Below are 19,907 nucleotides of genomic sequence, written 5' to 3'. Positions count from 1 at the left end.
ACTTTAAGTTAGTAAAAGTTCTTAAAGGCTGAATTATAGTTCACTCCAGGTCAACCACTATGAACGGAGTAAATGATGAAAACAGTACTTATCACTGGCTGCTCGTCTGGCTACGGTTTAGAAACTGCACGCTATTTTCTAGCCCGGGGCTGGAATGTCATCGCCACCATGCGTAATCCTGCTAACAACGTTTTGCCGCAATCCGCTAACCTTAAGGTGCTCGCGCTGGATGTTACCCAGCCCGACAGCATCGCCCGGGCTTTGAGCGACAGCGGGCCGATCGACGTGCTGGTCAACAACGCAGGCATTGGTCTGTTCGGTGCGTTTGAGGCGACGCCCATGAGCACGGTGCGCGAGGTGTTCGAAACCAACACCTTTGGCGTGATGAACATGTGTCAGGCGGTCATTCCGCAGTTTCGTAGCAACGGGGCAGGCACTATCGTGAATGTCACCTCCAGTACAACTCTGGCGCCGTTTCCGTTGGTAGCGGGTTATACCGCCAGCAAGACAGCAATCGAGGGCTTTACCGAATCGCTGGAGCACGAGCTGAAGTTTCTGGGTATCCGGGTCAAACTGGTGGAACCTGGTTACGGGCCTTCGACCAGTTTTACAGCGAATGGGCAGGAGCGTATGCAGGGGCTTATTCCAGAGGCTTACGAGCCGTTTGCGCAGGCCGTGTTTAGCGGCATGTCGACGCTAAGCGCAGTCACCCAGGCAACCGACGTGGCCGACGTGGTTTGGCGCGCTGCCAACGATGTGTCCGACCAACTGCATTTTCCTGCCGGAGCCGACGCCGTCGCGCTGGCAGACAAAAAGTAACACCGCGAAATGCGCGCTCTATGGCGCGCATTTTTGCTTGCCTGGCTAAATTGAGTTTTGTAAGGTCAATAAGATAGAAAATATAACCCTCGTCCCGGAATATATCGCATGATCATTCTCCTCAATGGGCCTCTTGGTATTGGAAAGACAACACTTGCAGACGCCCTGATGGAAAGCATCGATCAGTGTGTCATGCTCGACGGTGACTCATTGGTCGCCGCCAATCCAGAGCCAACCGACGGGCTTGAGCATCTGCATTCAACGCTTTCTCTTTTGGTACCCCATTATCGGAAGTTGGGATACCAGCACTTTGTTATTGCCCATATTTGGACTTCGCAAGAACAGATTGATGATCTACGTCGTCGGTTAGCCAGTTATGACGCTGATTTCCGTTGTTTCCTTCTGACGCTTCCAACCGAGGAAAATCTTAAACGGATTAATCGCCGAGCAAGTGGTCGCGCTGTGGACGAGATAGATTTCGAATTACACACAGTGGCTGAAGAGCGTGAGATGCTAAAACGCGGTACTGGCGTTGATTTAGGTGAACCTTTTGATGTCTCGGCGTCGCCATTGGTGCTGGTTAACGCGATGCTAGCTCAACTCGGACTATGTCAATAAGATAAGAAAAGGTAGCCAGGGATATCAGGCACAGCGTATAACAAACGCAAGCATGCGGAGCAATTTTCCGCTGTGCTCCAAATTGCCCGGTATTGCACTAATATGAGTGCTCCTATGGCTATGACGGTGCTAAATCCCCAAAACACAAGATTACTTACGGTTAGAGCTCCAGCTGCTCCGCGATGACATTTGCGATAGTGGGCGCACTTGGAAGATCCTTGTTTCCAAAAACGATTATCGCTCGACCATCGGGCCTCATGAGAAAGCGGGTGCTTGTGCCCGGAGCACCGCCAGCAATACCAGCATTTCTCTCTCCAAGCGCAAAGCCTTTCCCAAAAATAGTCGAAAAGGAGTCCTCTGAGATGAGGCTGTTGGTCCGAAGCGCTAGGTCGAGTTTGGCAAAGTCGCCAACAGTTGAATAGCCTCCTCCGGCTGCGGTTCCGCGGGGGGTAAGCGGGTTGATATTTGGAACGAGCGAGCGGCCTTCTATCTCCTCAACTCGTTCGGGAATGCCATCGAAGCCCTCGGCGCGATAACCCACGGCCATTCTCGGCCCGAGCCTCATTTCATCATCGTACCCGGTCTGCATCATACCTGCAGGCTGAAAGATATTGTCAGCTACATACGTGTAAAAGTCCTGATCGCTCGCCAGTTCGATAATTCGTCCCAGCAAAATATAGCCAGCATTGCTATATGCGAAGTCGTCGCCGGGCGTGAATGCCAAGGGCTCGTGTTCAAAAAGCCGTACGTAGTCCGCGTGATTGGTCAAAGGATTCGTGTTCGGATCGTGATCCAGATCGAAGATGTCGCCGAGGCCAGACCGCATTTTGAGAAGATGCCTTACCGTCACTTGCTCTCGAACCAAACGGTTTGGATAGTCGGGAAAGAAGCGACCGATCGGCTCATCGAGCGCTACCTCTCCCTGTTCGACCAGCTGCATGATCGCGATGGCCGTAATCACCTTCGAGGTTGATGCCAGCGCGAACCTGGTGTCCACGGTGTTCGGGATCCCTTGTGCACGATCTTGCATGCCGTGAGCCGAAACAAAGAGCAGTTCGCCGTTCTCTGCGATTGCCGCCACACCGGAAAAGTCACTATTATCTATCGTCTCACGCAGTGACTCAAAATTGACATTGGATGCTTGGACGCTAGCTTGTGGATGCGATGAATCTGATGGGGTTGAAACTGGCTGAACACAAGCAATAAGCACTAAGGGGCACAGGCAGGTGAGATGGCGTAAGCGCATAAAATGACACTCCTAATTTGAGTATAGAAAACGTAAACCACCTATTTAGATAAAGCAACACCTGTTCTGTAGATGTTCTTATCCTTCCATCGGCACTACTGCTTGTAGTGGTCAAGCTGAGCGTCACGCCGTGGTTTATCAAAAGCTTGAAGCCGAAGTCCTTACTGTCCGCGTGCTGCACGAGGAGATGAATGCACCTCAAGACTTATGGATTACCTAATACGCTGCGCATTTATTCTTGCCTGGATAAATTAAGTCTTGTAAGGTCAATGAGATAAGAAAACGTAGCCAGGGATATCAGGCATAGCGCCAAAGCAACACGAGCATGCTTAGATTGTTTTTCAAGGGAAAGAGCCTCCTCAGTAAGATCCTCTAGCTATTTCAATGACCTGACTCTGCGCTTGGCTGAAATAGCAGCCTGTGAAAGCGTGCTGGCACACTATACAACTGTTAAGCGTCAAAATTACCTATGTCAGACGATCAGAGCTTAAGAACAGATTTCGAAGTCGCAATGGGGGAGGAATTCGGAAATTTGGTCTCTCCTCCCGTTCCATTCCTCGATGCGTCACCTCAGGAGTGCTGTGAGGCTATCTGGAGAATACTTGGTGATGATGTAACACCAACGATTTTGGCCAAACTCAACGAAACCGAATATCAAAAAGTCGCGGTTTCGTTTGGCGAATGGTTCGAGTGTGAAGCTCCGTCAGCAATGCAAATTGCTGAAGCTATAGCCAGAACACTAGCTCGATGGCCTCCGGGGTCATTAAATGAAACCGCTTAACAAGGCCAAGCACAGCGACAGCTTTTCGGTTGCAGCTTCGCCTTCACTACAAAGCCGCGCGTGTTGGCTGCGTTAGGCACCAACTGAAAGGAAAGATGATGGGCAAACATATTATTCGAACGGAAGTTGAGATTGACGCGTCGGCTGAGCAAGTGTGGAGTGTTTTATCCGATTTTAACTCCTACCCCGAGTGGAACCCTTTTATTAAGTCTGCCGTTGGGCAGCCAATCAAAGGGGAGAGACTCCAAATTACGATTCAGCCTAGTGGAGCTAAGCCAATGCGTTTTTCTCCCAAGGTTCTTGCTTCAGAGCCAGGGCGCGAGCTCCGCTGGCTCGGGCGGTTAATCGTCCCGGGCATATTTGACGGGGAACATTGTTTTATTATCGAGAAGTTATCAGACACTAAAGTCCGCTTCGAACAGAGCGAAAGGTTTAGTGGCCTTCTCGTTGGGCCGCTGCGTGCTACTCTGGAGCGTGATAGCAAACGTGGATTCGAAGAAATGAATCAAGCCCTCAAGACAAGAGCAGAAACAATCGTATTCGATAAACGTGCCTAACCAAGTGCAGTAGGCGAAGCTATGCGTGAAATTATGAACGAATCTAAATGCAAGGCTGAAGCTTATCTCTATGGCTTATTGAATGATCTAGTATCCGATCAGGATGTGATTGCGTGGGCAGATTCTTTGATTATGGAATGTGATGTTCCAAATGATTGGTTGATGGATCTTTGTGGCTGCAAGAAGGGGGAGTCTAAGAAAATCATAGGTATTCTTAATAGCGTAAAAGGTACTGCGGATACCGCTCGTATTAATGAAGAAATACTCTCTCTTTATAGTAATAAGACACGGGCATTTTCTTTATATAGTATAGATGAGCTTCCTGATGGCTTTATCTATCCAACTGATTTAGAGAAGATGGCAAAGAATGGTGGGTATGTCTATAACGCATTAGTAGAATGGCTGGATAGAAAATGGACCTACATGGGCAGACTCTTGCGGCATGTTCAGGAAGTTAATCCCTCTTTCGTGCCATTCGCCAAGCTTGATGATCGATTCTTATGTCTAGACGAGAAACATGAAGTCTATATCGCAGATATTGTGGAAAAACAACAGGTTAAGATTGGTAGTTTCGGTCAATGGTATGCAGACTATGTTAATCAGGCAAGACAAGGGGTCTGGTATGCTGGGGCATAATAGGCGCTAAAGATGCAGTCCTTGATTATGACCATCGAAGAGTCTTTTCAGATTCGTATCGGTCCTTCGGGCCTCCACAGGAAGCCCTTGTCAGGGCGCCGCTTAGCTTTGTGTTATGTGTTGTTATGAAAATTAGTCTAGGTTTGGTACTCATATTTTCGTTGGTTGTTGTGGGTGTATGGCTCATGGACATCGCTACCGATCGGACCAAGGTTGTGGAGATAACTGCACCGGTGCCTGCATACAATGATTGGGAGTGTGGCTATTCCAATCAAGCAGGGTGCAGTGTGGTATTTGAAGTAGAAGCCCATGCCAAATACGACGTGCAGCGCATACGGTACGGTAAAGACTTTATGGCAATAAAAATTCAAGAAGGTGGTTCAAGCGGCTGGATAATTTATGGTGAAGCGGTGCAAGTCCATGCGAAGCCAAACACTTAAAATTAAGTTCATTCCTTTCGGACAGTCGTTCCTCGGGACGTTTATATGTCTGAATCTGCCTCTCAAATAGCTTCACGTATTGCAGATTATCGCCAGGAAAACGGCCTGATTTTTCAGTTGCGAGTGTGAGTTAATTTTAGTAAAGTCAATAACATAGCGGTGCGCCATGGATATTCGGCGTAGTGCCAGAGCGATGCTGACGTGTTCGGTTTTTTATGGGACGAACCCACCCAGCAGAGAAGCCTCGGCAATCCAACCGGTTTCGCACTTGCGAATATAAACAAGGAATAATAAAAAATGACTTACCGCAAGTGGTATAAAAATCCTGAGATGATAGTGGCTTTATCTGCTCTGTTAATCGGGTTAGTGACAGCGTTTACGTCAATCTATTCAGCCTACGTTGACCGCGAATATTCAAGAGCCTCGGTTTGGCCAAGACTGGAAATATTCAGAAGCTTTAGCGGTGATTCATTTAGTTACGGGGTCAGTAACAACGGTACGGGGCCTGCAATAATCAAGTACGCAAAAGTCCATGACGGCGAAAAATATGTAAAAGCATGGCACGAGATCGAACCTTTCGAAGATATCATTCAGTCTCATATCAGCACACGTACATTATCGCCGCAAAACAGCGTTAAGCCAGTTGCCTATCAGGGAGAAAGCGCCGATGCACTTGCAACCGCAGACACCTCAATTACGATTGAGCTGTGCTATTGCTCAATTTATGAGGAGTGCTGGGTCATTGATAAAAGCAATCGCCCGACAAGTGTGCAAGCCTGCATGATTGAGGACGAACAAAAGTTTCTGCAGTAAATGCAGCGGCTGTCGTTAAGGTTGTGGTAGCAGCAGTGTAACTTCTAGCCCGCACGGTTGATTGCGCAGGTTGATGCGCCCGCCATGTGCTTCAATGATGTCACGACAGAGCGTTAAGCCGATACCAGATCCCGTCGCCTTCGTACTATAGAATGGGATCAGGGCGTGTTGAAGCTGCTGTTCACTCATTCCACCGCCGCCATCCTGTATGGTGATCTCGAGTTGCTGTCCGCGCTCGGTAATTTCAAGGTAAATCAGCTCTGGTTGTGAACCACTTTCATGAGCATTTTTCAGTAAATTCAACAACACCTGATGGAGTTGACTGGGATCTGCCTGCCAGGCGCGTTGCGGTAAATCACCGCGCAATTCGAAATCATATAAATTCTGTAACTGATTGATTAACCTAGGCCAGTTCACGGTGGCCAGTTGCGGTGGGGGGAGTTTGGCAAAGTGAATATACGCCTGCACAAATTGGTTAATATCAGTCGCGCGCGCACTGATAGTTTCAAACAGACCGGTCAGTTCGCTTTGTTGTAACTGCTGAGCCCTTTGCTGCCCTGAATAGGCTAACGACGACAGCGGCGCCAACGAATTATTCAGCTCGTGACCAATCACCCGCAACAGTTTCTTCCAGGCAGTGAGTTCTTCCCGTTGGATCTCGCGGGTCAGAGGCTTTAGTAAATAGAGCCAGTGTTGATTGTGATTCAGTTTGAATTGATTAACCGACAAGTGCCAGACACTCTGGTCGGGCAAACGCAGCAACCCCTGTTGTCTACTGCCTATGGCTTCAGCCAGAACCTCCACCTTTGACGCTGCCGCAGTTAACTTACTGCCATCAATCGGGTTGCTTGCAGTCAATAGCTGGCGCGCGGCCGGGTTGCTCATGAGTACCGTGTCGCTGGCGTCGGTCAGTACTAATGCCAGTGGACTACTTTGCAGGACTGTGTCTAACAGCAGTTCGCGCTGATACAAGCTTGCGCGCTCCGCCCGCAGCTGAGCGGACATACTTTGCAGGCTCTCCGCCAGGCTGCCAAGTTCATGTATATTGAGCTGATTGGCACTGGTATTAAAACTGCCGTCCTGCAGGTTCTGTGCATGCAGGTTAAGGGCGTGTATCTCTGTCATCAAAGGCCGCAGCATCCAGCGCAGAAACAGAGCAAGGAGAAGCCCACCGGCGCAAATAATCGCGCTGATATGTGGCGCCTTTTCGAGATAAGCGAATTGCACGCCTAATGCCAGCAGCGTCAACAGAAGACAGAGCAGGTTGAGCCGATGGCTGGTGCTCAGCCTGAACCGGAAGGACAATGAACTAAGGCGTTTCAATACCGTAAAACTCCATACGCCGATAAAGTGCCTGGCGACTGATACCAAGCTGTTTCGCTGCACGTGAAATCACTCCGCCAGCCTGCAATAAGGCTTGATCGATAGAAGCGCGGTCAATATCGTCCAATACGCGTTTTCCCGCGATTGCGCTATCGGGGAGTCCTAAGTCAGCCTCTTCAATATCATTGCCACTGCTAAGTAGCAGAGCCCGCTGGCAAACATTCTGCAGTTCGCGCACATTGCCAGGCCATTGATAGCTCAGCAGGCGTCGCTCGGCCTCAGCCGCCAGGCTTTTCTTACCGCCGAGAAAATACCGTGCCAGTGGCAAAATATCATCAGGTCGCTCGGCCAAAGCGGGTAGGGCGAGTTGCACTACATTGACCCGATAGTACAAGTCCTGGCGAAACTGCCCCTGGGCGATGGCGTCAGTTAAATCGGTATTGGTGGCACTAATCAGGCGCACATCGACGCGGCGGGTGGTACTGGAACCTAAACGTTCGTATTCACCGGTTTGTAGCACGCGCAGCAGTTTGGCCTGACCCGATAACGACAAATTACCGATTTCATCGAGGAATAAGCTACCTCCGTCGGCGGCTTCAAAGCGCCCGATGCGGGTTTTGTTGGCACCACTGTAGGCACCAGCTTCCGCGCCAAAGAGTTCAGCCTCCATTAAATCGGCTGGCAGGGCACCCATGTTCACCTTGATAAAAGGCTTGTCTTTGCGCGGGGAGTTGGCGTGCAAGACATTGGCGATGCCTTCTTTGCCGGCGCCATTGGGGCCGGTGATAAGCACCGCAGCATTGGCTGGTGCCAGTTGTAGCGTCATTTGCATCAGTTGCTGCATCTGACTGCTGGCGAAGACCAAACCACAGAGATCTTTACCAGCAAAGGCGGCTTGTTGCTCTTCGTCTCGGCGTGCTTGTTGTTCGCTCAGCTGTTTCAGCTTTAGCGCATTGGCGACTGTGAGTAGTAAACGCTGGTCGTCCCATGGCTTGGCGATGTAATCGGTCGCCCCGGCCTTGACCAGTTCAACCACCATATCCAGCTGGGTCCAGGCGGTCATCAGCACAATCGGCAAGGCTGGGTAGTGCTTACGCAGTTGGTAAAACAAGACTCTGCCCTGATCCCCTTGCATTTCACCCGCCGAGAAATTCATATCCTGCAGGATCAAGTCGACAGGCTGTTCGTTTAACAGTTGCCATGCCTGTTCTGGTGTCGTCGCGCAGCAGACCTGGTAGCCCTGCAGCGAAAACAGCGTTTGCAGGGCCTGGCAAATGGACGAATTGTCATCAATAACCAATATCTTTAGCATGGGTTACAAGGCTTTAGTGGCAGTGGCGGGAGACACCCGGGTAGCAATGGTAGCAGGATACCATGTGGCCAGGGTGACAGAGAATAACAAAATCGCACTGGTTATCAGCGGTAACCACCAGTTGAGCGATGGTATGCTAATCACCTGCGCCAGAGCCTGATTTAATATCAGCGCGCAACCGATACCAAGGAATGCACCGATCAGCGTGCACAACCAGCTTTCACTTAGTAGCTCGATAAAAATCAGCCGCTTGCTGGCACCTAATGCACGTTTAACACCTATTTCCTGTTGCCGCTTCAAGACATGAAAATGGGCACTGCTGTAGCTCGATATCATGGTGACCAGGAGCATCAGTGCGGTCAGGATGGTGAGCAGGCTGGCTAAACCGTATTCATTGCGATATAGCTGACGCTGTTGCTCCGCGAGACTGCGAATGTAGTAGATTTCGATGTTTGGTTCGACTGTTTGCAACACCGTCGTTAACTGTTCGCGGACCGCTCCAGCTTGACCCGGTGCGGTGCGCAGCATCAAGGCGTAGCCCCAGTCTACAGCGTAAGGTGGGGCGACCTGAATGCTGTTATACATGACGTCCTCGGCACTGCGTTGACCATAAAAATCACTAATCACAGCGCTAACCGGACCTCGATTCAGTTGGCGGCCGACGACTGACTCGCCGGGAAATAATCGCTCAGTCAGGCGCTGGGTGAGTATCACACCGGGCTGAGTATCGCCATCCAGGTAGCTTGATAGCTGCGGTAATTCGCCCTGCACGACGTTCACATTGAGTACTTTGAAAAAGTCTGGTGAAACAAAATACATTGGCACACTGCTAATATTGGTTCTGTCCTCGTTATCGACATCGTAAATATTGCCGTTGTTACCGCCCTGGGTGATCACGGCCTGGTTACTATAGGCCGCGGCGATAACGCCCGGAATATTTTGCAAGGCCCTAACCTGTCGCTGCAGTAAATCTTCCAGTAAAGGATACATGCGAAGTTGCGGTGTCGTTGGTTTTAGCTGCACCAGTAACGTGTCTTCCAGTTCAAGACCAGTCGGCTGGTTCAGTTGCTGGTGAGTTTGCTGCGCCAGCAGCACGCTGTTTAGCAACAGCGCAAGGGTGATCGCCAGTTGTAGCAACAGTAAGATGGTGACAATTTTGCGATTGAGCATCACTTTAAGCAGTAGCGATAATGACATGGTGGTTATTCCTTCAGTTGCTGGTTCAGCGAACCAAACGAGGCACGCAGTGACGGATACAAAGTCACCAGATAGCTACAAGTGAACGCAGCCAGTATGAGCGCTGTGATTAAGGTCAGATCCCAGGTTGAGAACAGGCTATTTTGAGGCAGCAGCGCGTTCATTAATGAGACGCCTGCATAGCCAATGAAAAGCGCCCCGAGAAGGGAGAACACCGTCATCAGCAGCACATCGGCCAGCATTTGTAATTGCAACTGACTCCGGCTAGCCCCCAACGCCCGGCGCAGACTGAATTCATATTGGTTACTCAGGTAACGGTTGAGTGCGAGGTGGCTGGCATTGAACAGACACACCACCAGGAACAGCAGGGTCACCAGCGCAAAGGCTTTGATATCACCGGGGTCGTCACCAAAGTAATCAACGATTCCGAGCATCGGCACTAACTGGTTATTGATCGGGGCCGGATGGCGTCCAGCCGCCTTCTCGTCTTCGGCCAGGCTCTGCATATACTGCTGATAGTCCTCTTGTTGTGCCGCCGTATCAAGCTGCACCCAGTATTGCAGCTGGTGCAGGGCGCCAACACGACCCTCCGTGGCTAACTGGCGATAATCAGTGTCATCAAAGGTTTGTGAGTTGGTCTTCGACAGGTAATTGAGGTCGTATCCTGTTTCCAGCGGTAGAAAAATATCTTCGTTAGCCGTCAGGTGGTTGCGGCCATTGGCGTCATACAAGCGCGGCAACATTTGCCATTCGTCCAACACCCCGATAATACGGAAGTTTCTGTCGTCCAACAGTAATGATTCACCGACTACCGCGGTACGGCCAAATAGTTTCAACGCCATCGGTCTGCTTAGTATGACTTGATGATGACCATTGTCGTCCGGCCACACTGAACCATGTAGCAGCGGAACGTCAAACATCTGAAAGAAGTCGCGCTGGGTAATACGAATGACCACTGGTGTGGGCGGCTGATCTATGGTCAGGCGCGCATAGCCATCGGAGCTGTACATGGCAGCCTGAGCTGACGGAATATCACTTGCGGCCAGCTTTTGCACATTGCTGTAGCTCAGAATTCTGGGCGGGCGACAGTCATTACAATCGTATGGGGTCAGCGTCATCGGGAAAAACAGCTTGTCACTTTTACCCGGCAAAGGGTCAGAGTTCAGTTGATAGTAAAAGGTGGCATTGGCAAAGAACACCCCCAGGCCCACGCTGAGAATGAAAACCGTTAGGGCATAGGGCAGTGGGGCCCGTTTAATGCTCAGCAGGCTCACTTTAAGGTAATAAATAAACTGTTCCATGGGCTGTCCCTTATGCGCTTTGCGTTGCCAGTGGTTCATACATGGTGCTGTCATGCAGCTGACCGTCGATGATTTGAATATTGCGCCCAGCGCGACGAGCCTGATCAGGGTCGTGGGTAACCATTAAAATGGTACAGCCTTGCTGATTGATCTGTTCGAGCAATTCCATCACCTGGCGCGCCATTAAGGAGTCGAGGTTACCAGTGGGCTCATCCGCTAATAGGATGCGCGGCCGACCTGCAATTGCACGGGCAATCGCGACTCGCTGTTGCTGTCCGCCGGACAGCTGAGCGGGCAGATAGTCACGCCGTGCATGCAGGCCGACTAGCTCTAACGCCTGCTCAATACGTTGCTTGCGCTCCGCTGCTTTTAACCCGCGATAGCGCAATGGCAGCTCGATATTGTCGTAAATACTGAAGTCTTTAATTAAGTTAAAGCTTTGAAAGATAAAGCCGATTTTTTCGTTGCGCAGCTGTGACAGCGCCGCATCTGATAACCCTTTTATGGACTTACCGTCGAGCAGGTAGTCACCGCTGTCAAAGCTTTCCAGCGTGCCAAGAATATTCAGCAGCGTTGATTTGCCGGAGCCCGAAGGGCCGGTCAGGGCGGCAAATTCACCTTCGTTGACCTGCAGAGTGACGTCGCGCAACGCATGGGTTTCAATCAGTTCAGTGCGAAAAATTTTGCTTAAGTTTGTTAGCGTAATCATTGCTTGGTCCCTGTGTTAATTAAGATTGACCCGGTTTTGGTCTTTAAAATCGCTTAGGTTTGAAATCACCCATTGCTCACCCTCGGTGGCGCCGTCGAGTATTTCGACCCACTGCACCGACAGTGCGCCAAGTTGCACCTGCTTACGCACCGCCTGGTTGTCGATAACCTGGTAAGCCTGGCGACCACCGCCTGAGCTGACAAAGTCACCGCGGGCTATTTTCAGCACGTCTGCTTTATGCTCTAAGATAACGCGTGCTGTCAGGCGCTGACTCTGCCGCAACTGGCTGCTGTCAGCCTCAGTGAAACGCACGCGGGCGCTCACCTGGCTATTGCGCACTTCCGGCGCAATGTAACTAATTGCACCGCGCAGCTGCTGGCTTCCAAGCTGCACTTCGACTTGTTGGCCTGCCATCAGATCACGGGCGTAGCTTTCAGGTACTGCAAGTTCTGCTTCATACTGGCTCAAATCAATCACTGTCAGCAGTGGTTGGCCTGGCAACACATGGCTTTGCTGTTCAACCAGCCAGTTGCCCAACTGACCAGTCACTGGCGCGGTAATGTTGAGTGCAATGACTTTGCGCTGTAGTTCGTCCACTATCAGTTGCTGGCGGTGAATGGACTGAGCGCGCGAGCTTTGCTCAAAATTCAGCATATCGCGCGCCAGTTCCACCTTGCGTTTGGCATGGTCAAACTCGAGTTCGGACGTGGTCAGGTTGTCCTCGGCGATATCGAAATCAAGCTGGCGGATGACACCGAACTCAATCGATTGACGGGCGCGCTGCAATTCGCGGCGGGCAGCCAGCAGATTGATTTGCGCCGTATTCATCACCTGTTCCATATCCAGCTGCTGATAGCGCGCTTCCAGCTCCGCTCGTTCAGCATCGCTTTGCATGCCGGCCAGAACTGCTTCTTGCTGCTGTAGGTCATTTTGTAGAGCCGGGCTGGTAATGGTGGCTATCAGATCGCCCTCAGTCACCGCTTCACCGGGCTGCTTGAACAGCTGCACCTGACCAATTTCCTGACTGTAAAGGGTAGGGGCGTTGGCAGCGACAATTCGGCCCTGCACCGAGATATCCCGAACCAGATCTCCTCGTTGTACCGTAGCGAACTGCATCTGATTCCGCGGCAGTACCAAACTGGCACCTTCTCCAAACGATTGAAAAAGGACCACCGCCAACACAATCAAGGTGCTGACGATGGCAATACTTGGGAAGAACCGACGCAGCGCACTCTTCGCTTGGCGCTGGATAATATGGTCTTGCTGGCTGGTGCCTTGGATCATGTGTGCTTGTCCTGACGATTCGATACGTATGCTTAATAGCCTTGTATTGCACCTTTGATGCCAGGTTTCACCTTGTTGATTTTAAAGGGGTTTAGAGCATTTTGAGGCGGCGGCAGGGTGTCCGCGGACACTCACAGTGTCCGTTGAAAATGTGCGGACACCGCGCAGTTGCGGCACCGGAATAACTTTAGTAAGGTCAGTTGCATAGAGTTAATTTGCCATCAATAGCAGACATGGGCAGACAGTACCTTCCGCGCTGACAATCTGTGCTGGCGCACTATATAAACGTTAGGCTCTGCAGAGAATACGATGACAGATTTGAAAAATAACGAGCACTATTTCGACCTTGCGTTTGAGAAGCTTTCTTTACCTGATGGACATTACAACGGCATCGAGTTTGAGGATTGCCAGTTCTCCGACTGTGATTTCTCAGCGTCTAAATTTCAAAAATGTAAATTTATAAACTGCACATTTGAACGCTGTAATTTAAGCTTGGTCGATTTCTCAAATTCAAACTTATTTGAGCTTCAATTTGAAGATAGCAAGTTAGTTGGTGTTGACTGGACGAAAGCAACCTGGCCAGTTTATCACTCAGATTTTGAGTTAAGTTTTAAGCGTTGTATTTTGAATGACTCGTCTTTTTTTGGGCTGACCTTAAATGAACTGGTTTTTGACGAGTGCAAGTTGCATGATGTTGATTTTCGTGGCGGTAACTTTGTAGGTTCAACCATGACTTATAGTGACTTCAGTCATAGTTTATTCATGGGAACAAATTTACAGGCAGTCGATTTTAGCGAATCAACGGCGTACACAATTGATGTACTGGAAAATAATGTCAAAAAGGCCAAGTTTTCACGGTATGAGGCGTTGAGCCTGTTAGAAAGCTTAGGCATTGAGTTGGTTGATTAATAGCCGAATGCCACTAGGGATAGTTAAACATTATGTGCCGTGAACTGGAGGTTCCGTGAAGCCTGAAATACAAACCAAATTTTCGACATACCCCGCTGAAGCGCAAACGCAGCTGGATGCCGTCCGTCGTCTCATTTTTGCTGTTGCGGAAGAGAATAATTTGGGCGCAGTTGAGGAAACGCTTAAGTGGGGCGAGGCCAGCTACCTGGTAAAAGGTGGCACTGCGCCCATTGCCTGCAAATGGCATTGAAATACCATAGCCTGAAACACCATCCATTGCTTGGCGCTTAGGCCGCCAAAATACGTAGCATAGCCAATAAATAGAGGTTTACTACCAATGAAATATCCCATTACTGGCTCATGCCAATGCGGGCAAGTTACCTACAAACTTGCTAAACCCCCGATTGCGGTAGCCGCGTGCCACTGCAAGCAATGCCAAAAGCTCTCGACGAGTGCTTTTAGCATTACTGCAATGGTAGATTCAGATGCCATTGATATAAGTGGTGAAATGAATGAATGGAGCAGGGTTGCTGCGAGCGGGAATACAAGCTCAGCCAAGTTCTGTCCGGTGTGCGCTAACCACATATACCATTACAACCCAGGCAATCCTCAGCATCTTATGTTAAAGCCATCCACGCTTTCAGATACAAGCGATATAAACCCAACCATTCACGTGTGGGTGTGTGAAAAACAAGACTGGGTACAAATACCGGAGGGTGTGATGACCTATGATACGCAACCATAGGTCATCACACCAACACGTTAATTAAGGAATACCCTATGAAGGGAGAGTGTCTTTGCGGAGCAGTGAAATTTGCGATCGACGGGGAACTGCCGAATTTATATCAATGTCATTGCTCGCTATGCCGCAAAACCACGGGAGCAGCGGCTAATGCGGCTACATTTGTAACTCAGGAGCGCTTTCAGTGGGTTACAGGTCTATCTAAAATCAGTTCATTTCAAAAGCCAACAGGGTATCGGAATGATTTCTGCTCGCATTGTGGTAGTTCAGTACCCAATAAATTGAGAAATACTGATTTAGTATGGATTCCTGCTGGCTTACTTGATGAAACAACGAGATCCGAAGTAGCAGTTCATCTTCACCTATCATCATCGGCTACTTGGGAGTCTGAATCAGGTAGCTGCATTCGACTAGATGCTGGACCCGATAGTCTGCAAGCACTTAACAACGCATTGCAGCGGACAAGCCGATAAGCGCCCTGATTTCTTGGGAGTCGGTTAGAGTTAGCAACGATGAGATGATAGAAGTGCAGCAACCCTTAAGTACCTTGAACTGTGCATACTGTGCAGACTTTGTAACCGGGAATAATGGAGCAGAACTTGCATGTTGCTACTGACTAAGAACAAGCAATCAGGCTCCCCTGTAACGCAGCTCGCCTCTTTTGAGGTTGCATTTGAGCGCGGGGAGATAAGCCGTGAACGAATGGAGCAGGGCACCGCGCTTTTCAACTCCCTGAAGCAGCTTGGTTAAGGGGCATATAACTTCGCCATCAACAGGGATGTGACCTGTTGCCACACTTTAAAGGAGTAAAGTTAGTATGCGATCACAGACTAAACCTATCATATTCGCCGTGTTGGCCGGCTCTATAAACAAACTTGAGCAGCAAGAGGTTAGCGGTACATGCCATATAGGTCATAGCGCCCTTAAAAATCAAACACCACACAAACAAAAAACCCCGTTACTCGCGTAACGGGGTTTTTCAGTATTTGGTGCGTCCTAGTAGACTCGAACTACCGACCTCTGCCATGTCAAGGCAGCGCTCTAACCAACTGAGCTAAGGACGCAAATGCTTCGACAGCGTTGCTGCGTTGAAGACGGCGCTAATAATAGTGAGTTGGGCCTGGTGGTGCAAGTACTTTTTCCTGTTGTCTGAACTGTTTGCACAAAAGCTGAGCGGTGCGCCGCGATAGCTCGGCTACACTGGGAGTTGGTTTACAACTGTGGAGTAGCTGCCAGTGCAAAAGATTAATGAGGATATTTCCGCGTTTATGGAGCAGGTGGTTGAGGAAGAAAAAGCCATTGATCATCAGGGGGAGCGGGTAACTACGTTCGGCGTGAGTGATAGCAATGAGCAAGAGTTGTTTGGGGTCTGTGCGGTGGGGCTGGATGGCAAAACCTGCTGTGGCTCGAATGACAGGGTTCGTTTTCCCCTTGAAAGCACCTCAAAAGCGCTGACTCTGGCGCTGGCACTGGAAGATGTCGGTCATGATGAGTTCTTTCGTCATATTGGTCAGGAGCCGCGTGGTGATGCGTTTAATTCGGCGGCTGCAATAGAAGAGGGCATTCATGGTATTCCGTCGAACCCGATGATCAATGCCGGTGCCATTGCGACCACGGCCATGATCCATGGCCAGAATGGCACCGAGCGCTTTGCCCGTATTCTTGATTTTGTTCGTCGTCTGGCAGACAACGATAGCATTGATTACAACCACACAATGTACGAAGAGGAAGACAAGGACCTCAACCGGGGGCTGTTCTATATAATGCGCAGCCACGGGGTGCTGCAGGGGCGCGAAGAGGACAAGCTGACGCCGTATTTTAAGCAGACCTCGATTGAAATGAACTGCATGGATCTGGCGCGGATTGCCGCGGTGTTTGCCAATTACGGGCGTGATTTGAAAAGCGGCGAGCAACTGGTTTCCGAGCGCACCGTGCAAACCGTATTAACCCTGATGTTTACCACCGGCATGTATCAGGCATCTGGTCAGTACGCCCTGGAGGTGGGAATGCCGTCGAAAAGCGGGATTTCCGGCTGCATTATGGCGGTGGCTCCGGGCCGGATGGGGCTGGCTACTATTGGCCCGGCACTGGATGAGAGTGGTAATAGCATTGCCGGGGTCCGGATTTTGAAAAAGCTCTCTCAACGCTGGCAACTGGGTGTTTTTTCCCGTCCTGCCTAATTATCCGGTGGATCTGTGGTGAGCTGACATTGAGCGCGTAGATGCTGCCACAGTCGGTTGTGCTCAACTGTTAGCACACGAACCTGTTCACCATGGCTGTCACTGCCAATAAGCTGATTAATATACTGCTGCCACTCAGCCTGAACACTGAATGCGCTTAACTTCTTGAGCTGTGTGGCAATCAGTTGTTGGTCTGCGTTCCAGCGTGTCAATTGCGGCTCAACCTGACCGAGATAAACAGTCTGCATGAGCGTTTGCAGGCGTTGCGCTTGGGCGGGGAAGCCAGAAGCACTGGCTGAGATGCACTCAAGCTGGTCGGCGGCGCCGGCAAGCTGTTGATTAATAGAGCGCAGCCAGGCTTCGGTTTGTTGCATGGTTCGCCATTGCCGTGGAAGCGCGTCTGATTGCGCTAAGGTCCGTAAGTGTTGGTTGTAGGGTTCTAGGTCCAATAGGCCGAAGTCGCCTGCCATCGCCTGAGTGAAAAGCTGTTGCAGGTACTCAAGCGCGGCTAAGGTAGTCTTTAAATCAGAACTATCGTCGCTGGCATGACCGGCAGAATGGGCGCGTAACGCCTGACGAAAGCTGTCGCCACGGGTGAGTAGCTGGTCGATATAAAGTGGCAGGTTTTCTACCTTGTGCGCACGGGCCTCGGTCAGCATGCTATGGATACGCGGGTCGTTGTCAGCTGCACTTTGTGCATTTTGCAGGCACTCGTCAATTGCTTTAAGACTGTCTAATTCATAGCGCAGCCTGGCTTGTGGTGACTGCGCGATACCCAACGCACTGTTACGCTGCGCAATCAGTTGGCTTAGTCGGCAATGGTCGAGGCGCAAGGTGTCGAGCAGACCGACACTGAAACGCTCAATTTCAAGGCGCAATGCGTCTGCTCGCGGCATCACAGGTAGCGGCGTCGGCTGGATGCGGACGGGTTGTTCACCGAGACTGTCACTCAACGCCTGGTGGTAGTTTTGCCACAGCCGTTCGCTGTCACTGCCACCTGAGCAGGCCGCCAGTGCGAGCAGACTGGCAATGACAATGGACTTTCCCAGCCTGGCTAAACTGAGTACACTTGTGGTCAATTTTACTGACTGAGGTTGCTGCATGTTCACCGGTATTGTCCAGACTCAGGCGCGTGTTGACGCCATCGAAGATAAGAACCAGTTTCGCCATTTACGCCTGGCCGTCAACCCCTTGCATCTGCAAAACCTGGAAGTGGGCGCTAGTATTGCAATTAATGGCTGTTGTTTAACAGTGACCCGCTTCGAAGAGCAAGGCGAACAGGGGTTTGCTGAGTTCGATGTGATTGACGAAACCTTGCGGTTAACCAACCTCGGCCGTTTGCAGCAGGCTGATACGGTTAATTTTGAACGCTCGTTGACCGTAGGTCGTGAGCTGGGTGGCCATATTGTGTCGGGCCATGTGCATTGCGTCGCCACTGTGACTGAGCGTAATGACAGCGCCAACAATTGCAGTATGCGACTCGAGGTGCCGGTAAAATGGATGGAGTATATTCTGGCGAAAGGTTTTGTTGCGGTGGATGGGGCCAGTTTAACGGTCGGCGAAACCGACGAAAATGGCTTTTGGTTGCATCTGATTCCGGAAACCTTGTCGGTCACTACGCTGGGCCGGGTTCAGGTTGGTGACAGCTTAAACATTGAAGCGGATCAGCAGACTATCACCACTGTTGAAACCGTGAAGCGCGTTTTGGCCAAACAAATGGCTGGCTAAACAGGCATCTGACACTCAATAATATTGTTCGTCATCGGCGTCGACACTGACATGCAGTTTACCGTCGCCGATGTCACGGTGCATGCGGATGTGGATATCACCGCCACAAGCCGCGCATTCGTCCTGATAGTCCTGTTCTTCCTCACTAATATCGATATCGAGATGAACATTATGTCCACAATGTGGACAGTGTAAAATTGCGTCTTTTAACTGCGTAGTTGCTGCCATGGCGCGCCTCGGTTGCCCTTTTGTTGTCTGCTGCCCGGGTTCGGATAGCTTGGCTTGGTAAATAAGTGTAGCAAGCAGGCGAGATTTTGCCCGCTGCTATGCCCAGCACAACTATGCCAGCAAGACTCTGCCGACAAGCAAACAGGGCTGCTAGCGTAAGAACAGCAGTGCAATACCTGCCAGAGCCAGCAGGGTTCCGATCAGGGCTCGTAGCGACAATGCTTTTCCCAGCAGTACATTAATCGCAATCATGAACAACGGTGCTGTGGCGAGCAGGGTTTGCGCAATGCCAGGTGTCACATAGGCAATGGCGACCTGTTGCAGACCAATGGCCATAAAGGTACCAAAGAAGATCGCCACCATCAGCGGCAACAAGCGGGTTTTTGCCAGTGCCTGACGGGTACTGGTTAAAATGCCGGGGGCGACCAATAACAGGCCGATGGTTAACGCCAGGGTGCCACCGCCAAGCCTCACTAATGCTGCCTGCAGGGCGTTAATTTCAAAGGCCTGCAAGGCGTGAAAGGCCATCACCAGACCCACCGCCTGACACCAGGCCGCGGTGACTGCAAAGGCCAACCCAGAACGGCTCAGGCGCGCGGGCATCTGATCATGTTGCATACGTTTCTCGCTGAGCACAAAGATAACCCCGGCAATAATCGTCAGCGCGGCGACAATTTCAAGCAGGCTGAGCCGTTCACGCAGAAACATCCAGGCCAGCACGGCAGCAAAGGGTGGGGCCAGGTACTCAAGCAATATAGTGTGTGCAGGACCAAGACGCCGTAGGGCGGAGAAGTAACAGGTGTCGCCGACGGTTATACCAATAACGCCGCTGAGCAGTAACCACCACAGGGCCGGTGAGCGCAGGTCGAGTTCGAAGCCAAGACCAAACAGGTACAGGCTGCCAAGTAACAGGGGGCAGGCAACCAGGCCTTTTACCAGGTTTAACTGCGCGGCACTGAGGTGCAGGCTTGAGCGATTATAGAGTAAGGTCGCCAGCGCCCAGAATAAGGCTGCCGATAACGCCGCCAGCTGGCCAATAAGCAAAGTCATAATTGAACTGCATTCATGTTTGCAAACAAAGTCG

The 19,907-nt window shown here is 50.8% G+C and carries 23 protein-coding genes and 1 tRNA gene; 13 read left to right on the top strand and 11 right to left on the bottom strand.

Going from position 1 to position 19,907, the window contains the following annotated elements; translation table 11 throughout:
* Positions 1-72: 72 nt before the first annotated feature.
* Positions 73-819 (top strand): SDR family oxidoreductase, encoded by a 747-nt coding sequence (locus CWE14_RS03580; RefSeq protein ID WP_241972305.1) that lies wholly within the window; start codon positions 73-75, stop codon positions 817-819.
* A gap of 108 nt (positions 820-927) precedes the next feature.
* Positions 928-1,437, top strand: coding sequence for a Gar/GrdA family gentamicin resistance ATP-binding protein (locus tag CWE14_RS03575; protein ID WP_126798098.1), 510 nt, complete (start codon positions 928-930; stop codon positions 1,435-1,437).
* Between the two features lie 160 nt (positions 1,438-1,597).
* Here the strand turns inward: CWE14_RS03575 and CWE14_RS03570 are convergent, their stop codons facing one another.
* Positions 1,598-2,683: a serine hydrolase domain-containing protein gene (locus CWE14_RS03570; protein ID WP_126798097.1), complete on the bottom strand. Its 1,086-nt coding sequence runs from the start codon at positions 2,681-2,683 to the stop codon at positions 1,598-1,600.
* Positions 2,684-3,152: 469 nt separating this feature from the next.
* Between CWE14_RS03570 and CWE14_RS03565 the strand changes: the two genes are divergently transcribed.
* The 5 genes from CWE14_RS03565 (at position 3,153) to CWE14_RS03545 (ending at position 5,910) form a co-directional block, all read left to right on the top strand.
* Positions 3,153-3,464: a hypothetical protein gene (locus CWE14_RS03565; RefSeq protein ID WP_126798096.1), complete on the top strand. Its 312-nt coding sequence runs from the start codon at positions 3,153-3,155 to the stop codon at positions 3,462-3,464.
* 98 nt (positions 3,465-3,562) lie between these two features.
* Complete coding sequence (locus CWE14_RS03560) at positions 3,563-4,021, top strand: SRPBCC domain-containing protein (protein WP_126798095.1); 459 nt, start codon at positions 3,563-3,565, stop codon at positions 4,019-4,021.
* A 21-nt stretch (positions 4,022-4,042) separates the two neighbouring features.
* Entirely contained in the window at positions 4,043-4,657 is a 615-nt protein-coding gene (locus CWE14_RS03555) for a hypothetical protein (protein ID WP_126798094.1), read from the top strand.
* Positions 4,658-4,782: 125 nt separating this feature from the next.
* Entirely contained in the window at positions 4,783-5,097 is a 315-nt protein-coding gene (locus CWE14_RS03550; RefSeq protein ID WP_126798093.1) for a hypothetical protein, read from the top strand.
* 297 nt (positions 5,098-5,394) lie between these two features.
* Positions 5,395-5,910 carry a hypothetical protein gene (locus CWE14_RS03545; protein WP_126798092.1) on the top strand — a complete coding sequence of 172 codons (516 nt, stop codon included), beginning with the start codon at positions 5,395-5,397 and terminating at the stop codon, positions 5,908-5,910.
* A gap of 15 nt (positions 5,911-5,925) precedes the next feature.
* Here the strand turns inward: CWE14_RS03545 and CWE14_RS03540 are convergent, their stop codons facing one another.
* The 6 genes from CWE14_RS03540 to CWE14_RS03515 are packed head-to-tail and all read right to left on the bottom strand — an operon-like array spanning position 5,926 to position 13,036.
* A complete protein-coding gene (locus CWE14_RS03540) occupies positions 5,926-7,296 on the bottom strand; it encodes a sensor histidine kinase (protein ID WP_241972304.1) in 1,371 nt (456 codons plus the stop codon).
* Positions 7,220-8,545: a sigma-54-dependent transcriptional regulator gene (locus CWE14_RS03535; RefSeq protein WP_126798091.1), complete on the bottom strand. Its 1,326-nt coding sequence runs from the start codon at positions 8,543-8,545 to the stop codon at positions 7,220-7,222. The genes CWE14_RS03540 and CWE14_RS03535 overlap by 77 nt, the downstream gene beginning before the upstream one ends.
* Before the next feature lie 3 nt (positions 8,546-8,548).
* Positions 8,549-9,742, bottom strand: coding sequence for an ABC transporter permease (locus CWE14_RS03530; RefSeq protein WP_126798090.1), 1,194 nt, complete (start codon positions 9,740-9,742; stop codon positions 8,549-8,551).
* A 5-nt stretch (positions 9,743-9,747) separates the two neighbouring features.
* Positions 9,748-11,043, bottom strand: coding sequence for an ABC transporter permease (locus CWE14_RS03525; RefSeq protein ID WP_126798089.1), 1,296 nt, complete (start codon positions 11,041-11,043; stop codon positions 9,748-9,750).
* 10 nt (positions 11,044-11,053) lie between these two features.
* Positions 11,054-11,752: an ABC transporter ATP-binding protein gene (locus tag CWE14_RS03520; RefSeq protein ID WP_126798088.1), complete on the bottom strand. Its 699-nt coding sequence runs from the start codon at positions 11,750-11,752 to the stop codon at positions 11,054-11,056.
* Between the two features lie 15 nt (positions 11,753-11,767).
* The gene (locus CWE14_RS03515) at positions 11,768-13,036 is read right to left on the bottom strand and encodes an efflux RND transporter periplasmic adaptor subunit (RefSeq protein WP_126798087.1); all 1,269 of its coding nucleotides are present in this window, start codon (positions 13,034-13,036) and stop codon (positions 11,768-11,770) included.
* Positions 13,037-13,345: 309 nt separating this feature from the next.
* On the opposite strand from CWE14_RS03515, the gene CWE14_RS03510 reads away from it, so the two are divergent.
* The 4 genes from CWE14_RS03510 to CWE14_RS14865 all read left to right on the top strand — a co-directional run bounded on the left by CWE14_RS03510 (position 13,346) and on the right by CWE14_RS14865 (position 15,160).
* On the top strand, positions 13,346-13,945 hold the full coding sequence (locus CWE14_RS03510) for a pentapeptide repeat-containing protein (RefSeq protein WP_126798086.1): 600 nt from the start codon (positions 13,346-13,348) through the stop codon (positions 13,943-13,945).
* Positions 13,946-14,000: 55 nt separating this feature from the next.
* On the top strand, positions 14,001-14,195 hold the full coding sequence (locus CWE14_RS03505) for a hypothetical protein (RefSeq protein WP_420837092.1): 195 nt from the start codon (positions 14,001-14,003) through the stop codon (positions 14,193-14,195).
* Positions 14,196-14,282: 87 nt separating this feature from the next.
* A complete protein-coding gene (locus tag CWE14_RS03500; RefSeq protein WP_126798085.1) occupies positions 14,283-14,690 on the top strand; it encodes a GFA family protein in 408 nt (135 codons plus the stop codon).
* Positions 14,691-14,725: 35 nt separating this feature from the next.
* Positions 14,726-15,160 (top strand): GFA family protein, encoded by a 435-nt coding sequence (locus tag CWE14_RS14865; protein ID WP_126798084.1) that lies wholly within the window; start codon positions 14,726-14,728, stop codon positions 15,158-15,160.
* Positions 15,161-15,674: 514 nt separating this feature from the next.
* Here the strand turns inward: CWE14_RS14865 and CWE14_RS03490 are convergent.
* A tRNA-Val gene (locus CWE14_RS03490) sits at positions 15,675-15,751 on the bottom strand.
* Positions 15,752-15,922: 171 nt separating this feature from the next.
* Here CWE14_RS03490 and glsA point away from each other — a divergent pair.
* Complete coding sequence (glsA, locus tag CWE14_RS03485; RefSeq protein ID WP_126798083.1) at positions 15,923-16,867, top strand: glutaminase A; 945 nt, start codon at positions 15,923-15,925, stop codon at positions 16,865-16,867.
* Here the strand turns inward: glsA and CWE14_RS03480 are convergent.
* Complete coding sequence (locus CWE14_RS03480; protein WP_126798082.1) at positions 16,864-17,970, bottom strand: DUF3080 family protein; 1,107 nt, start codon at positions 17,968-17,970, stop codon at positions 16,864-16,866. The genes glsA and CWE14_RS03480 overlap by 4 nt on opposite strands.
* Here CWE14_RS03480 and CWE14_RS03475 point away from each other — a divergent pair.
* The gene (locus CWE14_RS03475) at positions 17,969-18,595 is read left to right on the top strand and encodes a riboflavin synthase subunit alpha (protein ID WP_126798081.1); all 627 of its coding nucleotides are present in this window, start codon (positions 17,969-17,971) and stop codon (positions 18,593-18,595) included. The genes CWE14_RS03480 and CWE14_RS03475 overlap by 2 nt on opposite strands.
* A 15-nt stretch (positions 18,596-18,610) precedes the next feature.
* Here CWE14_RS03475 and CWE14_RS03470 read toward each other — a convergent pair whose 3' ends face one another.
* Positions 18,611-18,823 (bottom strand): CPXCG motif-containing cysteine-rich protein, encoded by a 213-nt coding sequence (locus CWE14_RS03470; protein ID WP_126798080.1) that lies wholly within the window; start codon positions 18,821-18,823, stop codon positions 18,611-18,613.
* 150 nt (positions 18,824-18,973) lie between these two features.
* A complete protein-coding gene (locus tag CWE14_RS03465; RefSeq protein ID WP_126798079.1) occupies positions 18,974-19,873 on the bottom strand; it encodes a DMT family transporter in 900 nt (299 codons plus the stop codon).
* Between the last annotated feature and the right edge of the window lie 34 nt (positions 19,874-19,907).

Origin of the sequence: Aliidiomarina soli (genome assembly GCF_003986975.1) — a bacterium.
Classification (GTDB): Bacteria; Pseudomonadota; Gammaproteobacteria; order Enterobacterales; family Alteromonadaceae; genus Aliidiomarina; species Aliidiomarina soli.
Note: the sequence above shows the minus strand (reverse complement) of the source record. Positions and strands in the feature narration are given on the sequence as shown.